Source organism: Blastococcus sp. SYSU DS0669 (assembly GCF_054050895.1).
In genome coordinates this window covers 1-18,129 of the sequence record NZ_JBJHAE010000035.1, presented here as the reverse complement: position 1 = coordinate 18,129, position 18,129 = coordinate 1, and the positions used below count along the sequence as shown (strand labels likewise).

Genomic DNA, 18,129 nt, shown 5'->3' with positions numbered 1-18,129 from the left:
GGGGCAGGGAGGCGAGCAGGGGTTGGGGGCCGAGGTGGTCGGCGAGGACGACGTCGGCGGTGGCCAGGGCCTGGCGGCCGCGCACGGTGATCAGCCCGGGGTCACCGGGACCCCCACCCACCAGCACGACGCTCCCGGTCATCGCCTGCTCGCGCCGGCGGACCGGCAGGGTGCCCTCCGCGAGGCCGGCGAGCACGGCGTCGCGCAGCCCGGCCGCGGCGCGCTGGTCGTCGGCCCCGTGCACCGCCACGAGCAGCCCCCCGGCGCGGCCGGTGACCGGCAGCTCGGCGCCGGCCCGCCCTCCGTCGGCGCGGGCGCAGAAGACCCGTTCCCGGTCGGCGTCGGCGGCCACCGCGGCGTCCACCTCGGGGTCACCCGTCGCGGCCAGCGCGAACCAGGCCCCCGCGAGGTCCCCGGCGGCAAAGGGCCGCGGGCACCAGGTCAGCCGGCCGGCCGACGCCGCGGACTCCAGGGCCGGGGTCACCGCGGGGCTGATCACCGCCACGTCGGCGCCCGCGGCGAGCAGGCCGCTCACCCCGCGGTGCGCGGCCGCCCCGCCGCCGACCACGACCACGCGCCGCCCGGCCAGCCGCAGCCCGACCGGGTGCGGCGCCTCGCCGGTGGGGTGGGTGGTCACGGGTCCTCCTGGTGCGTCGGTGCGGGGCCGGGGGGAGCGGGCGCCGCGTCGGGTGGCCGGGCGACGGCGACGGTCACCCGCCCGCGCACCGTCTTCCCGACCTCGAGCACCCCGCCGGCGAGGAGCGCCGCGGCCTCGGCGACCGAGGGGGTGCCCACCCGTTCGGCGACCGCGCCGGACGGGGCCGGCACCGGGACGGCGGCCAGCACCTCGGCGGGGTGCCCGGTCAGCGGCCAGCCGCGCAGCGCCGCGGCGACCACCAGCCCCGGCTCGCGCACCCGGCTGTCCAGCGTGGCCAGCCGCACCGGACCGGCGGGGTCGGGGAGCACCGCGTCGACCGCGGCCAGCACCTCGGCGGCGGGCACGCCGGAGGCCAGCCCGATGCCGACGGTCCTCACGTCGGCACCCCCGGGCGGTCGGGCAGCGCGGCCAGCAGGCCCGCGGCGTCACGGGGGAGGGGGCCGTCCGGGAGCAGGCCGAGCGCGCGCAGCCGGCCGCCCACCTCGAGCGCCCACGGGCGGGACAGCCGGGCCCGCGCGAGCAGGTCGCCGTCGCCGAGCACGGCTCCGGGCGGCCCCTGCACCACGGCGCGGTCGACGACGACGGCGACCTCGTCGGCCCAGCGCAGCGCGAGGTCGACGTCGTGGGTGCTCATCACCACGGTGGAGTCCTGCTCCTGCAGCCGGGTGAGCGCGGCGAGGGTGTCGGCGACCGCCGTGGGGTCCAGCCCCGCGGTGGGCTCGTCGAGCAGCAGCACGCAGGGGCGCATGGCGACCGCGCCGGCGATCGCCACCCGCTTGCGCTCCCCGTACGACAGCTGGTGCGTCGGGCGCGAGGCGAGCGGCGCCACCCCGAGCAGCTCCAGCGCCTCGGCGACGCGGGCGCGCACCTCGTCCTCCGGGAGCCCGAGGTTCAGCGGACCGAAGGAGACGTCCTGGCCGACCGAGGCGCTGAACAGCTGGTCGTCGGGGTCCTGGAGCACCAGCTGCACCACCTGCCGGTGCTCGCGCAGCCCGCGGCGGGTGTGCTGGAGCGGCGCGCCGTCGACGGTGACCGCGCCCGCGGCGGGGCGCAGCGCCCCGGAGAGGCAGCGCAGCAGCGTGGTCTTGCCCGACCCGTTGGCGCCCAGGAGCGCCAGCCGCCGCCCCGGCGGCACCGCCAGCCCCGCGCCGTCGAGCACCGGTGCCGCACCCGGGTACCCGGCGACCAGACCGGAGGCGGCGAGGGCCCGGTGGCTCACCGCACCACCAGCGTGAGCCCGGCGATCCCCAGCGGCAGCGCCACAGCCAGCGCGAGGAACGGCCGGGAGGAGGGCAGCGCGTCGGGCAGCACCCGGAGCCCGGCCTCCATCCCGCGGCCGGCCAGCCCCTCCTGCATGCGCCGCGCGCGGTCCCACGACCGGGTCAGCACGGCCGCCGCGAGCATCCCGGCCGAGCGGTAGGAGCGGCGGGGGCTGGACCAGCCCATCCGCGCCGCCTGCGCCTCGCGGATGGTGCCCAGGCTCTCGAGCAGCACGAACACCAGCCGGTAGGTCACGCTCGCGACCTCGACGACCGCCGCGGGCACGCGCAACCGGCGCAGCTCGGGCAGCAGGTCCGACATCGGGGTGGTGGTGGCCAGGAGCAGCACCGCGGCGCTCCCGGCCACCGCGCGACCCACGAGGGAGCCCGCCTGCTCCGCGGCGTGCGGGGCCCAGCCGAGCCCGCCGTCGCCGACCGTGACCACCGCGGTGAGCGCACCGACGGCGATGAAGGCCAGCGGCCACCGGATGGCACGCAGGAAGGTGCGGGCGGGCACCCGGGCGGGGCCGAGCGCCAGCCCGACGGCGGCGAGCCCGACGAGCACGCTGCCCGGCCACGCGGGCAGGGCCAGCGCACAGGCGACGAGGCCGGCGCAGAGCAGCACCTTGTCGCCGGGCGCCCGCCCGCGCCACGCGCTGCACCACGCCGCCTCGTCGACCGCCAGGCCCGTCACCGCCGGTCGGCCTCCGCCGCCGCGCTCGCGGAGGTCGTCGCCCGCCGGCCGCGCAGCCGGCCCAGCACGTAACCGAGCACCCCGCCGCCCAGCGCCGCCTGGAGCGCGAACAGGCCGGACTCGACCTCGCCGGTGGGGCTGAACAGGGGGTCGGACCAGGGGGTGTAGCCCTGGGCCTCGAGCTCCTCGGTCACCGCGGTGTCGGTGCCGCCGTACTCCGAGGTGCCGCCGTCGACCAGCAGCGGGACGGCGAACAGGGCGAGGACGGCGAGGACGAGAAGGGTGGTGACGAGCGCGCGGCGGGTCACGCGGCACCTCCGGCGGGCGCGGGGACGGGTGCGGCCTTCAGGATGCCGAGCCGCTCGAGCTCGGGCCGGGCGTTGACGGTGAGCACCCGGAACAGCAGGACGCCGAGCAGCCCCTCGCCGATGGCCAGCGGGATCTGGGTGAGCGCGAAGACCCCGAGGAACTTGGCCAGCGCGCCGGCGAACCCGGTGCTCGCGTCGGGGAAGGCCAGCGCCAGCTGCAGGGAGGTGGTGACGTAGGTGGCGAGGTCGGCCAGGGCGACGCCGACGAAGACCGCCGGCAGCAGCCCCGCGCCCGCCGCCCGGGTCAGCCGGTAGGCCCCGTACCCGACCCACGGGCCGACGACGGCGAAGGCGAACGCGTTGGCCCCCAGGGTGGTCAGGCCGCCGTGCGCCAGCAGCAGCGCCTGGAAGAGCAGCACCACGGTGCCCAGCAGGGCCATCACCGGTGGCCGGAAGAGAATCGCCCCCGGGCCGGTGCCGGTCGGGTGGCTGGAGCTGCCGGTGACGCTCGGCAGCTTGATGGCGCTGAGCACGAAGGTGAAGGCGCCGGCGGCACCGAGGAGCAGGGTCGACTCGGGGTTCTCGCGCACCTCCTTCACGACCGCCCGGGCACCGTGCGCCACGAAGGGCGCGGCGGCGAGCGTCCAGCCCAGGGCGTGCCCGGCGGGCAGGAACCCCTCAGCGATGTGCACGGGCGGTCTCCGATCGGTCGGCGGTGGCGCACGAGGCGACGAAGCGGGCGGCCAACGCGGGGGCGCCGGCCCAGTTGAGGTGCAGGTAGGAGGCGTGCACGCCTCCGGCGACGAAGCCCTCGGGGCCGGCCCCCGACCACTGCCAGGCGGGGTCCGGGCCGGCCGGGGGATCGGCGTGCGTGCGGTGGAACTCGTGGCCGCGGACCCGCGTGCCGGCCGGCGCCAGCACCGAGCCGCCGGCCGCCACCGCCTCGCGGTAGCCCAGCGTCAGGCGCGGCGACATCGCCGTCCGCACGTCGAGGACGCCGCACATCGGGACGCCGTCCAGCTCGCGGGCCAGGTACAGCAGCCCGGCGCACTCGGCGGCGACCGGGGCGCCCCGGGCGGCGAGCGCGGCGACGTCGGCGCGGAGCTGCTCGTTGGCCGAGAGCTCGGCGGCGTAGACCTCGGGGAAGCCGCCGCCGACGACCAGGCCGGCGGTGCCCTCGGGCAGGGCCTCGTCGCGCAGCGGGTCCACGGTCACCACCTCGGCGCCGGCCGCGGCGAGCAGCTCGGCGTTCTCGGCGTAGCCGAAGGTGAACGCCGGTCCGCCGGCGACGGCGATCCGTGGCCGGGCCCCGGCCGGGGTCACCTCGGCGGCCGGGTCCCAGGGGCGCCGGTCGAGGGCGGGTGCGGTGCGGGCCAGCCGGAGCACGGCGTCCAGGTCGACCCCGTCGGCCACCACCTCGCCGAGCCGGCGCACCGTCGCGACCGCCTCGGCCGAGCGCTCGGCGGCCGGCACCAGGCCGAGGTGGCGGGAGGGGGTGTGCAGCGTCTCCATCCGCCGGATCGCGCCCAGCACCGGGACGCCGGCGGCGCCGAGCGCCCCGCGGAGGATCGCCTCGTGCCGGTCGCTGCCGACGCGGTTGAGCACCACCCCGCCCAGGCGCACCGACGGGTCGAAGGTGGCGAAGCCGTGCACCAGCGCGGCGACGCTGCGCGCCTGGGAGGAGGCGTCGACGACGAGCACCACCGGTGCCCGCAGCAGCCCGGCCACGTGCGCGGTCGAGGCGAAGCCGGGTTCGACGCCCGGGTGCGTGGCGCCGTCGAACAGGCCCATGACGCCCTCGACCACCGCGAGGTCGGCGCCGCGCGCACCGTGCAGCAGGAGCGGGGCGATCCGCTCCTCGCCGACCAGCCACGGGTCCAGGTTGCGGCCGGGACGGCCGGCGGCGAGGCCGTGGTAGCCGGGGTCGATGTAGTCGGGGCCGACCTTGTGCGGGGAGACGGTGAGCCCGCGGGCGGTGAGCGCGGCGATCAGCCCGGTGGCGATCGAGGTCTTGCCCGCGTTGCTGCTCGGCGCGGCCAGCACCACCCGCGGCAGCGTGGTCACCACTCGATCCCCCGCTGGCCCTTCTGGCCGGCGTCCATCGGGTGCTTGACCTTGGTCATCTCCACGACCAGGTCGGCGGCCTCGACCAGCGCCGGGGGCGCGTCGCGCCCGGTGACGACGACGTGCTGGTTGCCGGGTCGTGCCGTGAGCGTCGCGACGACGTCGTCGACGTCCACCCAGCCCCACTTCAGCGGGTAGGTGAACTCGTCGAGCACGTAGAACCTGTGCCGCTGCGCGGCGAGGTCCCGTTTGATCTGCGCCCAGCCCTCGGCGGCGTCGGCGGCGTGGTCGACCTCGGTGCCCTGCCGGCGCGACCAGCTCCAGCCCGAGCCCATCTTGTGCCAGACCACCGGGCCGCCCTCGCCGGTCTGCTCGTGCAGCCGGCCGAGCGCGGTCAGCGCGTTCTCCTCGCCGACCTTCCACTTGGCGCTCTTGACGAACTGGTAGACCGCGATCGACCAGCCCTGGTTCCACGCCCGCATCGCCATCCCGAAGGCGGCGGTCGACTTGCCCTTCATCTCGCCGGTGTGCACCGCCAGCAGCGGCCGGTTGCGGCGCTGCCGGGTGCTCAGGCCGTCCTGCGGGACGACCGCGACCTGACCCTGGGGCATGTCAGGCCGCCTTCCGCGCGTCCCGGACGGTGGCGGCCAGCGAGTCGGCGCCCAGCTCCTCCAGGCGGATCGTCCGGGCGCCGAGCGCTACGCCCAGCGACGCCGCCAGGCCCAGGCGCACCGGCCCGGACTCGCAGTCGACGACGACGCCCGCCACCTCCGCGGCGGCGAGCAGCCCGGCCGCGCGCCGGGCCTCGCCGAGGTGGTCGGCGCCCCGTGCCCCGGTGGCCCGGCCGTCGGTGACGACGACCAGCAGCGGGCGCCGGCGCGGGTCGCGCACCCGCTCGCGGGTCAGGGTGCGGTGGGCCTCCAGCAGCCCGGCGGCCAGCGGGGTGCGCCCGCCGGTGGGCAGGCCGGTCAGCCGGGCCGCGGCGGCCTCCACCGACCAGGTGGGCGGCAGCGCGACCTCGGCGTCCGCTCCGCGGAAGGTGATCAGGCCGACCTTGTCGCGGCGCTGGTAGGCGTCCAGCAGCAGCGAGAGCACGGCGCCCTTCACCGCGGCCATCCGCGAGCGGGCGCCCATCGAGCCGCTGGCGTCGACGACGAAGAGCACGAGGTTGCCCTCGCGGCCCTCCAGCACGGCCTGGCGGAGGTCGTCGCGCTCGACCAGGAGACCTGGCCCGCTGCGGCCGCGGGCCCGCTGGTGGGGGGCGGCCGCGAGCACGGTGCCGGCCAGGTGCAGCTTGGTGACGGCGGTGGCCGGGCAGGTCGAGCCGACCACCCGGCCGCGTTCCGACCGGGCCCGCGACCGCCGGCCCGCGGCCCCGGTCCCGATGCCCGGCACCTCCAGCCGGCGGGTGCGGAAGGGGTCGGCCGGCGCGACCGCGGGCTGCTCCGGCGCGGCCGCGTCGGTGCGCCCCCCGCCCTCGCCGCGCGGCGCGACCGTCGGCCCGCCGGCATCCTCGCCGTCCCCGGGCAGAGGAGGCTCCACCTGCGTCTCGGCGTCGGATCCGTAGGCATTGCTCCCTCTGCCCGGGTCCTGCCCGGCGTCGTCCGGGCGCCCGTCGTCCGGGCCGCCGTGGTCCGGGCCGCCGTCGTCCGGGCCGCCCTCCGGGGGGCCGGGGTCGTCGTCGGGCCGGGAGTCGGCGAGCGCCTGGTCGAGGGTCTCCTCGTCGAGCCCGGGTGCGTCGAACGGGTTGCGCCGGCGCCGGTGCGGGAGGGCCAGCCGGGCGGCGACGCGCACGTCGTCCTCGGTCACCTCGTCGCGGCCGCACCAGGCGGCGTGCGCGATCGCCGCGCGGGCGGTGACGAGGTCGGCGCGCAGGCCGTCGACGTCGAAGGCGGCGCAGACGGCGGTGACCTGGCGCAGCGCGGCGTCGGAGAGCACGACGCGGGGCAGGCGGGCGCGGGCGTCGGCGATGCGGGCGGCCAGCGCGGACTCCTCGGCGGCCCAGTGCGCGGCGAACCCGGCGGGGTCGGCGTCGGAGGCGAACCGGCGGCGCACCACCTCGGCCCGCACGTCCGGGTCACGCGGTGCGGCGACCTCGACCGTGAGGCCGAAGCGGTCCAGCAACTGGGGCCGGAGCTCGCCCTCCTCGGGGTTCATGGTGCCGACCAGCAGGAAACGGGCGGCGTGCCGCACCGAGACGCCCTCGCGCTCGACGTACGCGGTGCCCAGGGCGGCGGCGTCGAGCAGCAGGTCGACGAGGTGGTCGTGGAGCAGGTTGACCTCGTCGACGTAGAGCACCCCGCGGTGCGCGGCGGCGAGCAGCCCGGGCTCGTAGGCCTTGACGCCCTCGGTCAGCGCCCGCTCCAGGTCCAGCGAGCCGACGAGCCGGTCCTCGGAGGCGCCGACCGGGAGCTCCACCAGCCGGGCCGCGCGGGTGCGCCCGGCCGCCCCGGGCTCGTGCGGGCCGTCGGGGCAGGCCGGGTCGGGGGTGGCCGGGTCGCAGCCGAACCGGCAGCCGGCCACGACCGCGACCGGCGGCAGGACGGCGGCCAGCGCCCGGACGCTCGTGGACTTGGCGGTGCCCTTCTCGCCCCGCACCAGGACGCCGCCCACCGCGGGGGAGACCGCGTTCAGGAGCAGGGCCAGCCGCAGGTCGTCCATGCCGACGACGGCGGTGAAGGGAAAGCTCATGCGGGGTACCCGCGCATGGCACGCGTCCTCTCCCCGGGTGTCCACGCCCGGAGGTGGCAGGGACGACGGCTGGAGTCTCCTGGCTCCCGGATCGACACCCGTCCCCGACCTTCCCGCTCCCGAGCGAGCTCAGGCGCAGTGGTCGAGCGTGGGGACGGGCTCCCCGGTCACAGTGGCGGGACCGCGCCGGGATCTCACCGGGCTTCCTCCACTGCCGTCGCTTGTGGCGGCGTCATCAGACCACGGGCGGGCTCCCCGGCGACAGACCCCCTCCGCGCGTGGCGGGGACCTAATGCCCTGTTGACATCCTATTGCCCTTAGGACGAGCATCCGGTCCGTGACCGGAGCCGTGGTGCCGGACCGTCGCGGGCGGCGGCGGCAGGAGACGATCGAGCAGGTGCTCGACGTGGCGGTCGAGGTCATGGCCGAGCAGGGCGCGGCCGGGCTGACGCTCGGCGAGGTGGCCCGCCGGATGGGCATCCGCCCGCCGTCCCTCTACGGGTACTTCGACGGCAAGCACGCGCTGTACGACGCGCTCTTCGAGCGGGGGTGGCGCGCCCTGCAGCAGGTGCTCGAGCGGGCCGGTGCCACCGGGGACGGCGCCGACCCCCTCACCGCGTGGCGGGAAGGCACCGCCGTCCTGGTCCGCTGGGCCGTCGAGCACCCGGCCCACTCGGCGCTGATGTTCTGGCGCCCGGTACCCGGCTTCGCGCCCTCGGCGCGGGCGTACGAACCCGCGGTCGAGCTCGACGTGGCGTCCCGGGCGATGCTCGTCCGGCTCCGCGATGCGGGGCACCTCGCCGCGGACGTCGACCTCGACCGCGCCTACCGCACCTGGACGGCGCTGGTCGGTGGGGTCATCTCCCAGCAGCTGTCCAACGCGCCCGGCGAGCCGTTCGAGTCCGGCGCCTTCACCGCCGTCCTCCCCGACGTCATGGACATGTGGCTCGACCACCACCGCACGAACCCGTCCACCCGCTGATCCCAGGAGGTCCCTCGTGACCGCTCCGACTCCTGCTCCCGCCCGTCCCCGTCCGCGGACCGCCGCCCTCGACCGGGACACCGCCTACCGGCTCGCCGCCACGGAGTACGAGCGGATGCTCGCCCTCCTCGGCGGGCTGGACCCCGGCGACTGGAGCCGGGCCACCGACTGCCCGGACTGGGACGTGCGGGCCATGGCGGCGCACGTCCTCGGGATGGCGCAGATGGCCGCCTCGGTCCGCGAGATGGCGCGGCAGAACCGGATCGCCGGCAAGGCCGGTGGTGGCATCGACGCGCTGACCGCGGTGCAGGTCCGCGCGCACGCCGGCCTGGACGGCCCGGCGATCGTCGCCGCGCTGGCGGCCACCGCACGTCGCGCGGTGCGGGGACGACGCCGGCTGTCCCGGATCGCGGGCCGCGTGACGCTGCCCGAGGAGCAGGTCAACGGCGATGTCCGGGAGTACTGGCGGATCGGTTTCCTGCTCGACGTCGTCCTGACCCGGGACGTCTGGATGCACCGGATCGACGTGTGCCGGGCGACCGGGCGCGAGCCCGAGCTCACGCCCGGGCACGACGGCGTCCTGGTCGCGGACGTCGTGGGGGAGTGGGCGCAGCGGCACGGCCGGCCCTACGAACTCACCCTCACCGGCCCGGCGGGCGGGCAGTGGTCGTCCGGGGCGGGTGGCGAGCGGCTCGAGCTCGACGCCGTCGAGTTCTGCCGGGTCCTCTCGGGCAGGGGCAGCGGCTCCGGCCTGCTGGCTCAGCAGGTTCCCTTCTGACCCACCCCGCGGCCGGCCGGACGGCGGTGCACCACCCCTAGGATCGGCCGACGTGCCCGGAGATCCGCGTCCCGACGGCCGCCCACCGGTCGTGGTGGTCGGCGTCGGAGCCGACGGCTGGGACGGGCTCCCGCCGCGCGCCCGGCGGGCGGTCGAGGGCGCCGACGTGCTCCGCGGCAGCGCCCGCCAGCTCGCCCTGGTGCCCCCCGAGGTGACGGCGGAGCGGGTGCCCTGGCCGTCCCCGCTCGGCCCCGCGCTGGCCGGTCTCGGGCAGGAGCACCCCGGACGGCGGGTGGTCGTGCTGGCCAGCGGCGACCCGATGCTCTCCGGCGTCGGCACCTCGCTGGTGCGGCTGCTGGGCCCGGCGGCGGTCGAGGTGCTCCCGCACCCCTCGTCGGTGTCGCTGGCCTGCGCGCGGCTGGGCTGGGCGGTGGAGGAGACGCAGGTGGTCACCGTCGTCGGCCGGCCGGTGGAGCTCGTGGTCCCGCACGCCACCCCCGGCCGGCGGCTGCTGGTGCTCGGCTCCGACGGCTCGACGCCGGCCGCCGTCGCCGCGCTGCTGGCGGAGCGCAGCCTCGGCGCCAGCCGGCTGACCGCGCTCGCCCAGCTCGGCGGCCCCGCGGAACGCGCGGTCACCGGCACCGCCGCCGGCTGGCCGCACGGGAACACGGACCCGCTGGTGCTCACCGCCGTCGAGGTGGTCGCGGACCCCGGCGCCGTGCCGTTGCCGGCCCTGCCCGGCCTCCCGGACGACGCCTACGAGCACGACGGCCAGCTCACCAAGCGCGACGTGCGGGCGGTGACCCTCGCCCGGCTGGCGCCGCTGCCGGGACAGCTGCTCTGGGACGTCGGCGCGGGCGCCGGGTCGATCGGCATCGAGTGGATGCGCACCCACCCCAGCTGCCGGGCGGTGGCGGTCGAACGCGACGCGGGGCGGGCGGCCCGGGTCGGGCGGAACGCCGCGCGGCTGGGCGTGCCCGGGCTCGAGGTGGTCACCGGCGAGGCCCCCGCTGCCCTGGCCGGGCTGCCCGCGCCGGACGCGGTCTTCGTCGGCGGCGGCGCCACCGTGCCCGGGGTGCTCGACGCCTGCTGGGACGCGCTGCCGGCGGGTGGGCGGCTGGTGGTCAACGCCGTCACGCTGGAGAGCGAGGCGGTGCTGGCCGAGCGGCACGCCCGCTCCGGCGGCGAGCTCGTGCGGCTCGGCGTCGCCACCGCCGCCCCCGTGGGCGGCTTCACCGGCTGGAAGGCGGCCATGCCCGTGACGATCTGGTCGGGGGTCAAGCCGTGACCGTGCACTTCATCGGCGCCGGGCCGGGCGCGGCGGACCTGGTCACCGTGCGGGCGGCCCGCATCATCGCCACCGCACCGGTGTGCCTCTACGCCGGCGCGCTGGTGCCCCGGGAGCTGCTGGACACCGCGCCGCCGGGCGCCCGGTTGGTGGACACGGCCGACCTCGACCTCGACCGGATCACGGCCGAGCTGGTCGCCGCGCACGAGGCCGGGCACGACGTCGCCCGGCTGCACTCCGGCGACCCGTCGGTCTACAGCGCGATGGCCGAGCAGATGCGCCGGCTGGACGCCGCGGGCGTGCCCTACGACGTCGTGCCGGGTGTGCCCGCCTTCGCCGCCGCGGCCGCCTCGCTCAAGCGGGAGCTGACCGTGCCCGGCGTCGGGCAGACGGTGATCCTCACGAGGACCTCGGCCCGGTCGACGCCGATGCCGGCGGGGGAGGACCTGGCGACCCTCGGGGCCTCCCGCGCCACGCTCGTCCTGCACCTCGCGGTGCAGCGGATCGCCGAGCTGGTGCCGGAGCTGGTGCCCTCCTACGGCAGCGACTGCCCGGTCGCGGTCGTCGCCCGCGCCAGCCGGGACGACGAGCTGGTGCTGCGCGGCACGCTCGCCGACATCGCCGGCCAGGTCGAGGCGGCCGGCGTGCGGCGGACCGCGGTGGTGATCGTGGGCTCGGTCCTGACCGCGGGAGAGTTCCCCGACAGCCACCTCTACTCGACGACCCGGTGCCGATGAAGGACCCCGCTGCCCCCCACCGATCGCGAGCTCGCGGCGGGCCCCTGCAGCGGGGCCGTCCGACCGGACGAGGCTCAACTCTGCCCGACGACCGTGCCGGCGCGGTCGATCACCAGGACGTCGACCTCGACCGGGGCGCCGCGCAGCACGCCGAGCGCCGTCTCCCGCGCGGCGGCGGCCACCAGGTCGCCCAGCGGGAGCCCGGCCGCCCGGCACTGCTGCAGTGCGTCGAGGGCGGTGTTCGCGCCGCGCACGCCGTCCACCAGCGCCGGGGGCCCGCCCGCATCCTGGACGCGGGCGGCCAGCGAGGCGAAGGACACCTGCGAGCGCCCCGAGTGCAGGTCCAGGTGCCCGTCGGCGAGCTTCGCGAGCTTGCCGATGCCGCCGGCGACGGTCAGCCGCGGGACGGGGTGGCGGCCCAGGTACTTGAGGACGGCGCCGGCGAAGTCGCCCATGTCCAGCAGCGCGTCGTCGGGCAGCCCGTAGCGCTCCACGACGACGCGCTCGCTGGTGCTGCCGGTGCAGGCGGCGACGTGGCCGTGCCCGGCGGCGCGGGCGACGTCGATGCCGCGGCGGATCGAGTCGATCCAGGCCGAGCAGGAGTACGGGACGACGACGCCCGTGGTGCCCAGGATGGAGAGCCCGCCCAGGATGCCCAGCCGCGGGTTCCAGGTGCGCCGGGCCAGCTCCTCGCCGTGCTCGACCGAGACCTCGACGACGACGTCGCCGGTGCCGCCGTGACGGGCGGCGACCGCGGCCACGTGCTCGCGCATGAACCGGCGGGGCATCGGGTTGATCGCCGGCTCGCCGACCGGCAGCGGCAGTCCGGGCTTGGTCACCGTGCCGACGCCCGCGCCCGCCCGGAAGGTGACGCCGCTGCCCGGCTCGCCGTGGGTCACGCGGACGGAGACCAGCGCGCCGTGGGTGACGTCGGGGTCGTCGCCGGCGTCCTTGACCACCCCCGCGGTCGCGGCGCCGCCCTCCAGCCGCTCGGTGGCCAGCGCGAACGCCGGGTGCCGGTCCTTGGGCAGGTCGATCGTCACCGGGTCGGGGAACTCGCCGGTGAGCAGCGCGGTGTAGGCCGCGGTGGTGGCCGCGGTCGCGCAGGCGCCGGTGGTCCAGCCGGAGCGCAGCCCGCTGCCCGCTGTCGTTCCCACCCGACCAGCATGCACGGCGGCCTCCGGTGACCGGCCGGGTGCTGGTGCTCGGGGGCACCGGGGAGGCCCGGCGGCTGGCCACGGCGCTGGTCGCGGACGGCATCGGTGTGCTGAGCTCGCTCGCCGGGCGGGTCGCCGATCCGCGGCTCCCGCCGGGGGAGGTGCGGATCGGTGGCTTCGGGGGCGCAGCAGGCCTGGCGGAGTGGCTGCGGGCGAACCCCGTGGACGCCGTCGTCGACGCGACGCACCCGTTCGCCACGGCGATGACCGCATCCGCCGTCTCGGCCGCGACCGCGACCGGGGTGCCACTCCTGCGCCTGCAGCGGCCGGGCTGGACCGCGCAGCCGGGCGACGACTGGCGGTGGGTCGACTCACCGGCCGGGGCGGCGGAGGCGGTGCAGGGGTTCGGGTGCGTCTTCCTGACGACGGGCCGGCAGGGGCTGGCCGCCTTCGCCGGGCTGGCGGCCCACTGCGTCGTCCGCTCCGTGGACCCGCCGGAGCCCCCCGTGCCGGCGTGGACCACCACCGTCCTCGCGCGCGGCCCGTTCAGCCTCGAGGACGAGCTGGCCCTGCTGCGCGAGCACGCCGTCGAGGTCGTCGTCACCAAGGACAGCGGCGGCTCGATGACGGCGGCGAAGCTCACCGCGGCCCGGCAGCTCGCGGTCCCGGTGGTGCTGGTGCGCCGGCCGCCGCTGCCTGCGGGCGTTCCCGTGGTCGCCACGGTGGCGGCGGCGCGGCAGTGGGTCCGGTTGCGCGCAATCTGATCGTCATGTGTGTCGGCGCAGGTCGGCGGGGAGTGCACCCCCATGACCGAAACCGCGTCTCTCCGCGCCCTCGCCCTCGTCTGCAGCCTCAAGCCCTCGCCCGCGCCGTCCAGCAGCGACCTGATCGCCCGCCAGATCCTGGCCGGGCTGGAGGAGCACGGCGTCACCGGTGACGTCGTGCGGGTCGTCGACCACGACGTGAAGCCCGGCGTCGAGGTGGACATGGGGGAGGGTGACCAGTGGCCCGCGATCCGCGAGCAGATGATGGCCGCCGACATCCTGATCGTCTCCACGCCGACCTGGGTCGGTCACATGAGCAGCGTGGCCCAGCGGGTTCTGGAGCGGCTCGACGGCGAGCTCTCCGAGACCGACGACTCGGGCCGGCCGAAGGTGACCGGCAAGGTGGCGGTCGTCTCCGTCGTCGGCAACGAGGACGGCGCGCACAAGATCGTCGCCGACCTGTTCCAGGGCCTGGACGACATCGGCTTCACCATCCCCGCGCAGGGGTCGACCTACTGGAACGACCAGGCGATGGGCGGCACCGACTACATGGACCTCGACGAGACGCCCGAGGCGGTGGCCTCCACGACGGCGACCCTCGCGGAGAACGCCGCGCACCTCGCCCGGGCGCTCAAGGCCCAGCCGTACCCCGGGAGCTAGGCCGGCAGCCGCTCCGCCGCACCGGTGGTGGCTTCGCGTGCCCCGGCGCGGCGGCGGCGCAGCCGCACCCCGGCGATGGCGGTCAGCGCCAGCACGACCAGCACGGCCGCGTACACCTCGGTCACCGTCTCCAGGCCGAAGGCCCCGGTGGCCGACCCGGCGACCACCGCGGGCACGCTGAAGCTGAGGTAGCCGACGACGAAGATGCTGGACAGCAGCCCGGCGCGCTCGGCGGGGTCGACGCCGGCGCTGGCGGTCGCGACGGAGCCGAGGAACGACAGGCCGAAGCCGAGCCCCGAGACGACGGCGGACACGAAGAGCACGGAGACCTGGCCGGTGAGCAGCGCGGCGATCGTGCCGGTGACGCCGCCGGCGAAGAGGGTGGCGCCGCCGACCATGGCCCGCTCCGCGGCGAGGTCGCGGCCGAGGATCGCGGCGATCCCGCCCGAGCCGTGCATGGCCAGCACCATCAGGCTGCCGACCAGGTGGTCCTCGATGCCGAAGACGCCGACGACCAGCGACGGCCCCAGGGAGAGGTAGAGCCCGCCGAGCGCCCAGGCCGCGACCATGACCGGCAGCACGGCGAGGAACGCCGGCCGCTGCGAACGCGGGACGCGGACCGTCGGGCGCAGCGAGCGGAGCGCCCCGGGGGCGCGGGGCGAGGTCTCGGGCAGGAACACGACGGCCGCCGCCGCGACCAGCAGGACGACGGCGAGCACGCCGAACACCCACCGGGCCGGCGAGGCGACGTGCTCGACGACGAGGCCGGCGCCGACCGCACCCACCGACAGGCCCAGGCCCGGGGCGGCGCTGTTGAGCAGGGCGCCCAGCGGACGGGACGGGCGCTGGGTGTCCAGCAGCAGCGCACCGAGGGTGCCGGTCAGGACGCCCATGGACAGGCCCTGCAGCACCCGGGCGGCGAGCAGCCAGCCGACGCTGTCCGCGGCGAGGAAGACGACCATCGAGACCGCCTGCAGCAGCAGGCCGCCGGCCAGCACCGGGCGCCGCCCGACGTGGTCGGAGAGGCCGCCGACCACCAGCAGCGCGGCGAGCAGGGCGAGGGCGTAGATGCCGAAGACGGTGGTCAGCATCCCGGGGCCGAACCCGAACTGCTCCTGGTAGACGCGGTACAGCGGTGTGGGGACGCCCGACGCGGCCAGGACCAGGATGAGCAGGCCGGCGGCGGTCCGGAACGCGGGGTCCCGGCGGAAGGTCGGTGGAGCCACGATGGTGGCCAAGCGCAACGATCCCGCGGGCATTCCCGTGCCCCGGTGTGTCAGCGCGGGTAGCTGCGCGAGGTGTAGACGGCGCCCGAGGGGGTGACGCGGGTCTGCGAGGACCCGATGAGCACCAGGCAGCGCATGTCGACGGTGCCCGCGTCGAGGGTGCCCAGGGTGGTGACCCGGACGGCCTCCTCCGGCCCGCCGACGTCGCGGCCCACGACCACCACGGTCTCGGGCGGGCGCTCCTCGAGCAGCACCCGCAGCGCCTCGCCGAGCTGGTGCGGGCGGTGCTTCGACCGCGGGTTGTAGAGGGCGATGACCAGGTCGGCCGCGGCCGCGTGGCGCAGCCGGTCGACGACGACCTCCCACGGCTTGAGGACGTCGGAGAGCGACAGCACGCAGAAGTCGTGGCCGAGCGGGGCGCCCACCCGGGAGGCGACAGCCTGGGCGGCGGTGAGCCCCGGGACGACCCGCACCGGGACGCCGGCGAACTCCGGTCGCTCGGCGACCTCCAGGACCGCGGCGGCCATGGCGAAGACGCCCGGGTCACCGCTGGAGACGACGGCGACCCGCCGGCCGTCGCGGGCCAGGGCGAGGGCGTGCGCGGCGCGGTCGGCCTCGACGCGGTTGTCGCTGGCGTGCCGGGCCTGGCGCGGGTTGACCGCGACCCGGTCGAGGTAGGGGCCGTAGCCGACCAGGTCGTCGGCCGCGGCGAGCGCCTCGGCTGCCTCGGGCGTCGTCCAGCCGCGGGCGCCGGGGCCGAGGCCGACCACGACGACCTCACCGGCGTCGGCCGGCCGCTCCGCCGGGGGTGCGGGCTCGGCGACCTGCGGGGTGAGCGGGCTGGGCAGCAGGGCGAGGGAGAAGTACGGCACGCTGGCGGGGTCCACGTCGGCCAGCGGGGCGCAGCGCTGGCGGTCGGTGGTGGCGCGCTCGACGTAGAGGGCGCGGTCGAGCACGCCGGCCCGCTCGAAGGCCTCGCGCACCTGCGGGAAGGTGCGGCCGAGCTTCATCACCGCGGCCGAGTCGGTGGCGGCCAGGCGGGCGGCGAGCTCCTCGGCGGGGAGGGTGCCGGGGAGGACGGTGAGGACCTCGTCGCGCTCGACCAGGGGCCGGCCGACGGCAGCGGCGGCCGCGGTGACGCTGGTGACCCCGGGGACGACCTCGGTGGGGTAGCGGTGCGCCAGCCGCTTGTGCATGTGCATGTAGGAGCCGTAGAAGAGCGGGTCGCCCTCGGCGAGGACGACGACGTCGCGGCCGGCGTCCAGGTGCGCGGCCAGCCGGGCGGCGGCGGCCTCGTAGAACTCGTCGATCGCGCCCTGGTAGCCGCCGGGGTGGTCGGTGGTCTCGGTGGTGACCGGGTAGACCAGCAGCTCCTCGACCTGGCCGGCGCGCAGGTAGGGCTCGGCGAGGGCGCGGGCCACCGAGCGGCCGTGCCGGGCGGCGTGGAAGGCGACGACGTCGGCGGCGCCGATCAGCCGGGCGGCCTTGACGGTGACGAGCTCGGGATCACCGGGGCCCAGCCCCACCCCGTACAGCCGGCCGCTCACTCCACATCACTCGCGATCGCGTTCACGGCGGCGGCGGTGATGGCGCTGCCGCCGCGGCGGCCCCGCACGACGAGGAAGTCCAGGTCGGAGGCGGCGAGGGCCTCCTTGGACTCGGCCGCGCCGATGAACCCCACGGGGATCCCGAGGACGGCGGCGGGGCGCGGCGCGCCGGCAGCCACCATCTCGAGCAGGTGGAACAGCGCCGTGGGGGCGTTGCCGATGGCGACGACCGCGCCGTCGAGGCGGTCCCGCCAGAGCTCCAGGGCGGCGGCGGTGCGGGTGGTGCCGAGGTCGGCGGCGAGCCCGGAGGTGCGCGGGTCGTTCAGGGTGCAGACGACGTCGTTGTCCTTGGGCAGCCGGCGCCGGGTGACGCCGCTGGCCACCATCTGCGCGTCGCACAGCACCGGTGCACCGGCGTCGAGCGCCTCGCGGGCGCGTTGCACCACCGCGGGGGAGTAGGCGATGTCCTGGACGAGGTCGACCTGCCCGCAGGCGTGGATCATCCGCACGGCCACGCGGGCGACGTCGCCGGGCAGCCCGCCGAGGTCGGCCTCGGCGCGGATCGTCGCGAACGACTGCCGGTAGATCTCGGCGCCGTCCTTCTCGTACTCGTAGACCACCATCGGGCGGAGAGGCTACGTCGGTGGCCCCGGTCCGCCCGCGCCCGGTCACCCCGTCCGTGACCGTTCGGGCGCTGTCGTGATGCGGGGGAGGACGAGGATCTCGGTGCCGTCGGGCCGGTAGGTGCGCCATCGGCCGTCGGGTTGTCGTTCGACGCGGAACCCGTGGTGGATCTTGGTGTGGTGCCGTTCGCAGAGCAGGGCTGAGTTCTCCAGCGAGGTGTCCCCGCCGTCGGCCCAGTGCACGAGGTGGTGGACGTCGCACCAGTGGGTGGGGGCGTGGCAGCCTGCGAACGAAAGGACCCTCCGCCCCCCGCCACTCGCAAGCTCGCGGCGGGCCCCTGCGAAGGGGCCGAACGCGGCCGACGTCGAGGGGCTGGCCTTCGGGGCCCAGCACGATGCGGGTGACGGTGCCGTCGCAGGCCAGCCAACGGGCCCGGGCCGCGGAGATCGTCGCCCCGAAGCCGAGGGTGGCCGCGCCGGGGCCGGTGTCCGGGTCGATGAGGTCCTCCAGGTCCACCCGGACGACCACCTGGGGTTTGTGGGTGCGCAGCATCGGCAGCGTGCCGGCGGCCAGGGCGTTGTCGGCGAGCTGCACGAACGCGTCGCCCTGCTGCTGGGCCCGGGTCCGGGTGTCCCCGGCGGGCCGGTCGGCCTGCACCACCGACTCCAGCGCGGCCTGCACCTTCTCCCCGC

At 77.1% G+C, this 18,129-nt stretch carries 20 protein-coding genes, 1 pseudogene and 1 riboswitch; of the genes and pseudogenes, 6 read left to right on the top strand and 15 right to left on the bottom strand.

Annotated elements, in window-relative coordinates; translation table 11 throughout:
* The 9 genes from ACI792_RS20250 to ACI792_RS20210 all read right to left on the bottom strand — a co-directional run.
* Positions 1-637: NAD(P)-dependent oxidoreductase (locus ACI792_RS20250; RefSeq protein WP_456604172.1), on the bottom strand; the 637-nt coding region annotated here is incomplete at its 3' end.
* The gene (locus tag ACI792_RS20245) at positions 634-1,035 is read right to left on the bottom strand and encodes a cobalamin biosynthesis protein (RefSeq protein WP_456604171.1); all 402 of its coding nucleotides are present in this window, start codon (positions 1,033-1,035) and stop codon (positions 634-636) included. The genes ACI792_RS20250 and ACI792_RS20245, both read right to left, overlap by 4 nt.
* Positions 1,032-1,877 (bottom strand): energy-coupling factor ABC transporter ATP-binding protein, encoded by an 846-nt coding sequence (locus ACI792_RS20240; RefSeq protein WP_456604170.1) that lies wholly within the window; start codon positions 1,875-1,877, stop codon positions 1,032-1,034. Before ACI792_RS20240 ends, ACI792_RS20245 begins: the two co-directional genes overlap by 4 nt.
* Positions 1,874-2,611 (bottom strand): cobalt ECF transporter T component CbiQ, encoded by a 738-nt coding sequence (gene cbiQ, locus ACI792_RS20235; RefSeq protein ID WP_456604169.1) that lies wholly within the window; start codon positions 2,609-2,611, stop codon positions 1,874-1,876. The genes ACI792_RS20240 and cbiQ overlap by 4 nt, the downstream gene beginning before the upstream one ends.
* Positions 2,608-2,919 (bottom strand): energy-coupling factor ABC transporter substrate-binding protein, encoded by a 312-nt coding sequence (locus ACI792_RS20230; protein ID WP_456604168.1) that lies wholly within the window; start codon positions 2,917-2,919, stop codon positions 2,608-2,610. Before ACI792_RS20230 ends, cbiQ begins: the two co-directional genes overlap by 4 nt.
* Positions 2,916-3,611 carry an energy-coupling factor ABC transporter permease gene (locus ACI792_RS20225; RefSeq protein ID WP_456604167.1) on the bottom strand — a complete coding sequence of 232 codons (696 nt, stop codon included), beginning with the start codon at positions 3,609-3,611 and terminating at the stop codon, positions 2,916-2,918. Before ACI792_RS20225 ends, ACI792_RS20230 begins: the two co-directional genes overlap by 4 nt.
* On the bottom strand, positions 3,598-4,983 hold the full coding sequence (locus ACI792_RS20220) for a cobyrinate a,c-diamide synthase (protein ID WP_456604166.1): 1,386 nt from the start codon (positions 4,981-4,983) through the stop codon (positions 3,598-3,600). The genes ACI792_RS20225 and ACI792_RS20220 overlap by 14 nt, the downstream gene beginning before the upstream one ends.
* Entirely contained in the window at positions 4,980-5,594 is a 615-nt protein-coding gene (gene cobO / locus ACI792_RS20215) for a cob(I)yrinic acid a,c-diamide adenosyltransferase (protein WP_456583009.1), read from the bottom strand. Before cobO ends, ACI792_RS20220 begins: the two co-directional genes overlap by 4 nt.
* Position 5,595: 1 nt before the next feature.
* Entirely contained in the window at positions 5,596-7,674 is a 2,079-nt protein-coding gene (locus ACI792_RS20210) for a putative cobaltochelatase (RefSeq protein WP_456604165.1), read from the bottom strand.
* A 73-nt stretch (positions 7,675-7,747) separates the two neighbouring features.
* Positions 7,748-7,882, bottom strand: a riboswitch (cobalamin riboswitch).
* A gap of 129 nt (positions 7,883-8,011) precedes the next feature.
* Here ACI792_RS20210 and ACI792_RS20205 point away from each other — a divergent pair.
* From ACI792_RS20205 to cobM, 4 genes are read left to right on the top strand one after another with little or no spacing between them, the layout of a single operon-like run.
* Positions 8,012-8,656 carry a TetR/AcrR family transcriptional regulator gene (locus tag ACI792_RS20205; RefSeq protein WP_456604164.1) on the top strand — a complete coding sequence of 215 codons (645 nt, stop codon included), beginning with the start codon at positions 8,012-8,014 and terminating at the stop codon, positions 8,654-8,656.
* A gap of 16 nt (positions 8,657-8,672) precedes the next feature.
* Entirely contained in the window at positions 8,673-9,434 is a 762-nt protein-coding gene (locus ACI792_RS20200) for a maleylpyruvate isomerase family mycothiol-dependent enzyme (RefSeq protein WP_456604163.1), read from the top strand.
* 52 nt (positions 9,435-9,486) lie between these two features.
* On the top strand, positions 9,487-10,722 hold the full coding sequence (gene cbiE / locus ACI792_RS20195) for a precorrin-6y C5,15-methyltransferase (decarboxylating) subunit CbiE (protein WP_456604162.1): 1,236 nt from the start codon (positions 9,487-9,489) through the stop codon (positions 10,720-10,722).
* Positions 10,719-11,459, top strand: coding sequence for a precorrin-4 C(11)-methyltransferase (gene cobM / locus ACI792_RS20190; RefSeq protein ID WP_456604161.1), 741 nt, complete (start codon positions 10,719-10,721; stop codon positions 11,457-11,459). The genes cbiE and cobM overlap by 4 nt, the downstream gene beginning before the upstream one ends.
* A gap of 74 nt (positions 11,460-11,533) precedes the next feature.
* On the opposite strand, the gene ACI792_RS20185 is transcribed toward cobM, so the two are convergent.
* Positions 11,534-12,616, bottom strand: coding sequence for a cobalt-precorrin-5B (C(1))-methyltransferase (locus ACI792_RS20185; RefSeq protein WP_456604160.1), 1,083 nt, complete (start codon positions 12,614-12,616; stop codon positions 11,534-11,536).
* Positions 12,617-12,642: 26 nt separating this feature from the next.
* Here ACI792_RS20185 and ACI792_RS20180 point away from each other — a divergent pair, with 26 nt between their 5' ends.
* Together ACI792_RS20180 and ACI792_RS20175 are read left to right on the top strand one after the other, a co-directional pair.
* Positions 12,643-13,380, top strand: coding sequence for a cobalt-precorrin-6A reductase (locus tag ACI792_RS20180; protein ID WP_456604159.1), 738 nt, complete (start codon positions 12,643-12,645; stop codon positions 13,378-13,380).
* Positions 13,381-13,422: 42 nt separating this feature from the next.
* Positions 13,423-14,040: a flavodoxin family protein gene (locus ACI792_RS20175; protein ID WP_456604158.1), complete on the top strand. Its 618-nt coding sequence runs from the start codon at positions 13,423-13,425 to the stop codon at positions 14,038-14,040.
* On the opposite strand, the gene ACI792_RS20170 is transcribed toward ACI792_RS20175, so the two are convergent.
* The 5 genes and pseudogenes from ACI792_RS20170 to ACI792_RS20150 form a co-directional block, all read right to left on the bottom strand.
* Positions 14,037-15,278 carry an MFS transporter gene (locus ACI792_RS20170; protein WP_456604157.1) on the bottom strand — a complete coding sequence of 414 codons (1,242 nt, stop codon included), beginning with the start codon at positions 15,276-15,278 and terminating at the stop codon, positions 14,037-14,039. The two genes, ACI792_RS20175 and ACI792_RS20170, sit on opposite strands and share 4 nt — an antisense overlap.
* Before the next feature lie 38 nt (positions 15,279-15,316).
* Positions 15,317-16,813 (bottom strand): precorrin-2 C(20)-methyltransferase, encoded by a 1,497-nt coding sequence (locus ACI792_RS20165; protein ID WP_456604156.1) that lies wholly within the window; start codon positions 16,811-16,813, stop codon positions 15,317-15,319.
* Positions 16,810-17,436, bottom strand: a complete 627-nt coding sequence (locus ACI792_RS20160) for a precorrin-8X methylmutase (protein ID WP_456604155.1) — start codon at positions 17,434-17,436, stop codon at positions 16,810-16,812. The genes ACI792_RS20165 and ACI792_RS20160 overlap by 4 nt, the downstream gene beginning before the upstream one ends.
* Before the next feature lie 45 nt (positions 17,437-17,481).
* Positions 17,482-17,679 (bottom strand): hypothetical protein, encoded by a 198-nt coding sequence (locus ACI792_RS20155; protein ID WP_456604154.1) that lies wholly within the window; start codon positions 17,677-17,679, stop codon positions 17,482-17,484.
* Positions 17,680-17,848: 169 nt separating this feature from the next.
* Positions 17,849-18,094: pseudogene (locus ACI792_RS20150) on the bottom strand (DUF222 domain-containing protein); the annotation flags it as partial.
* Between the last annotated feature and the right edge of the window lie 35 nt (positions 18,095-18,129).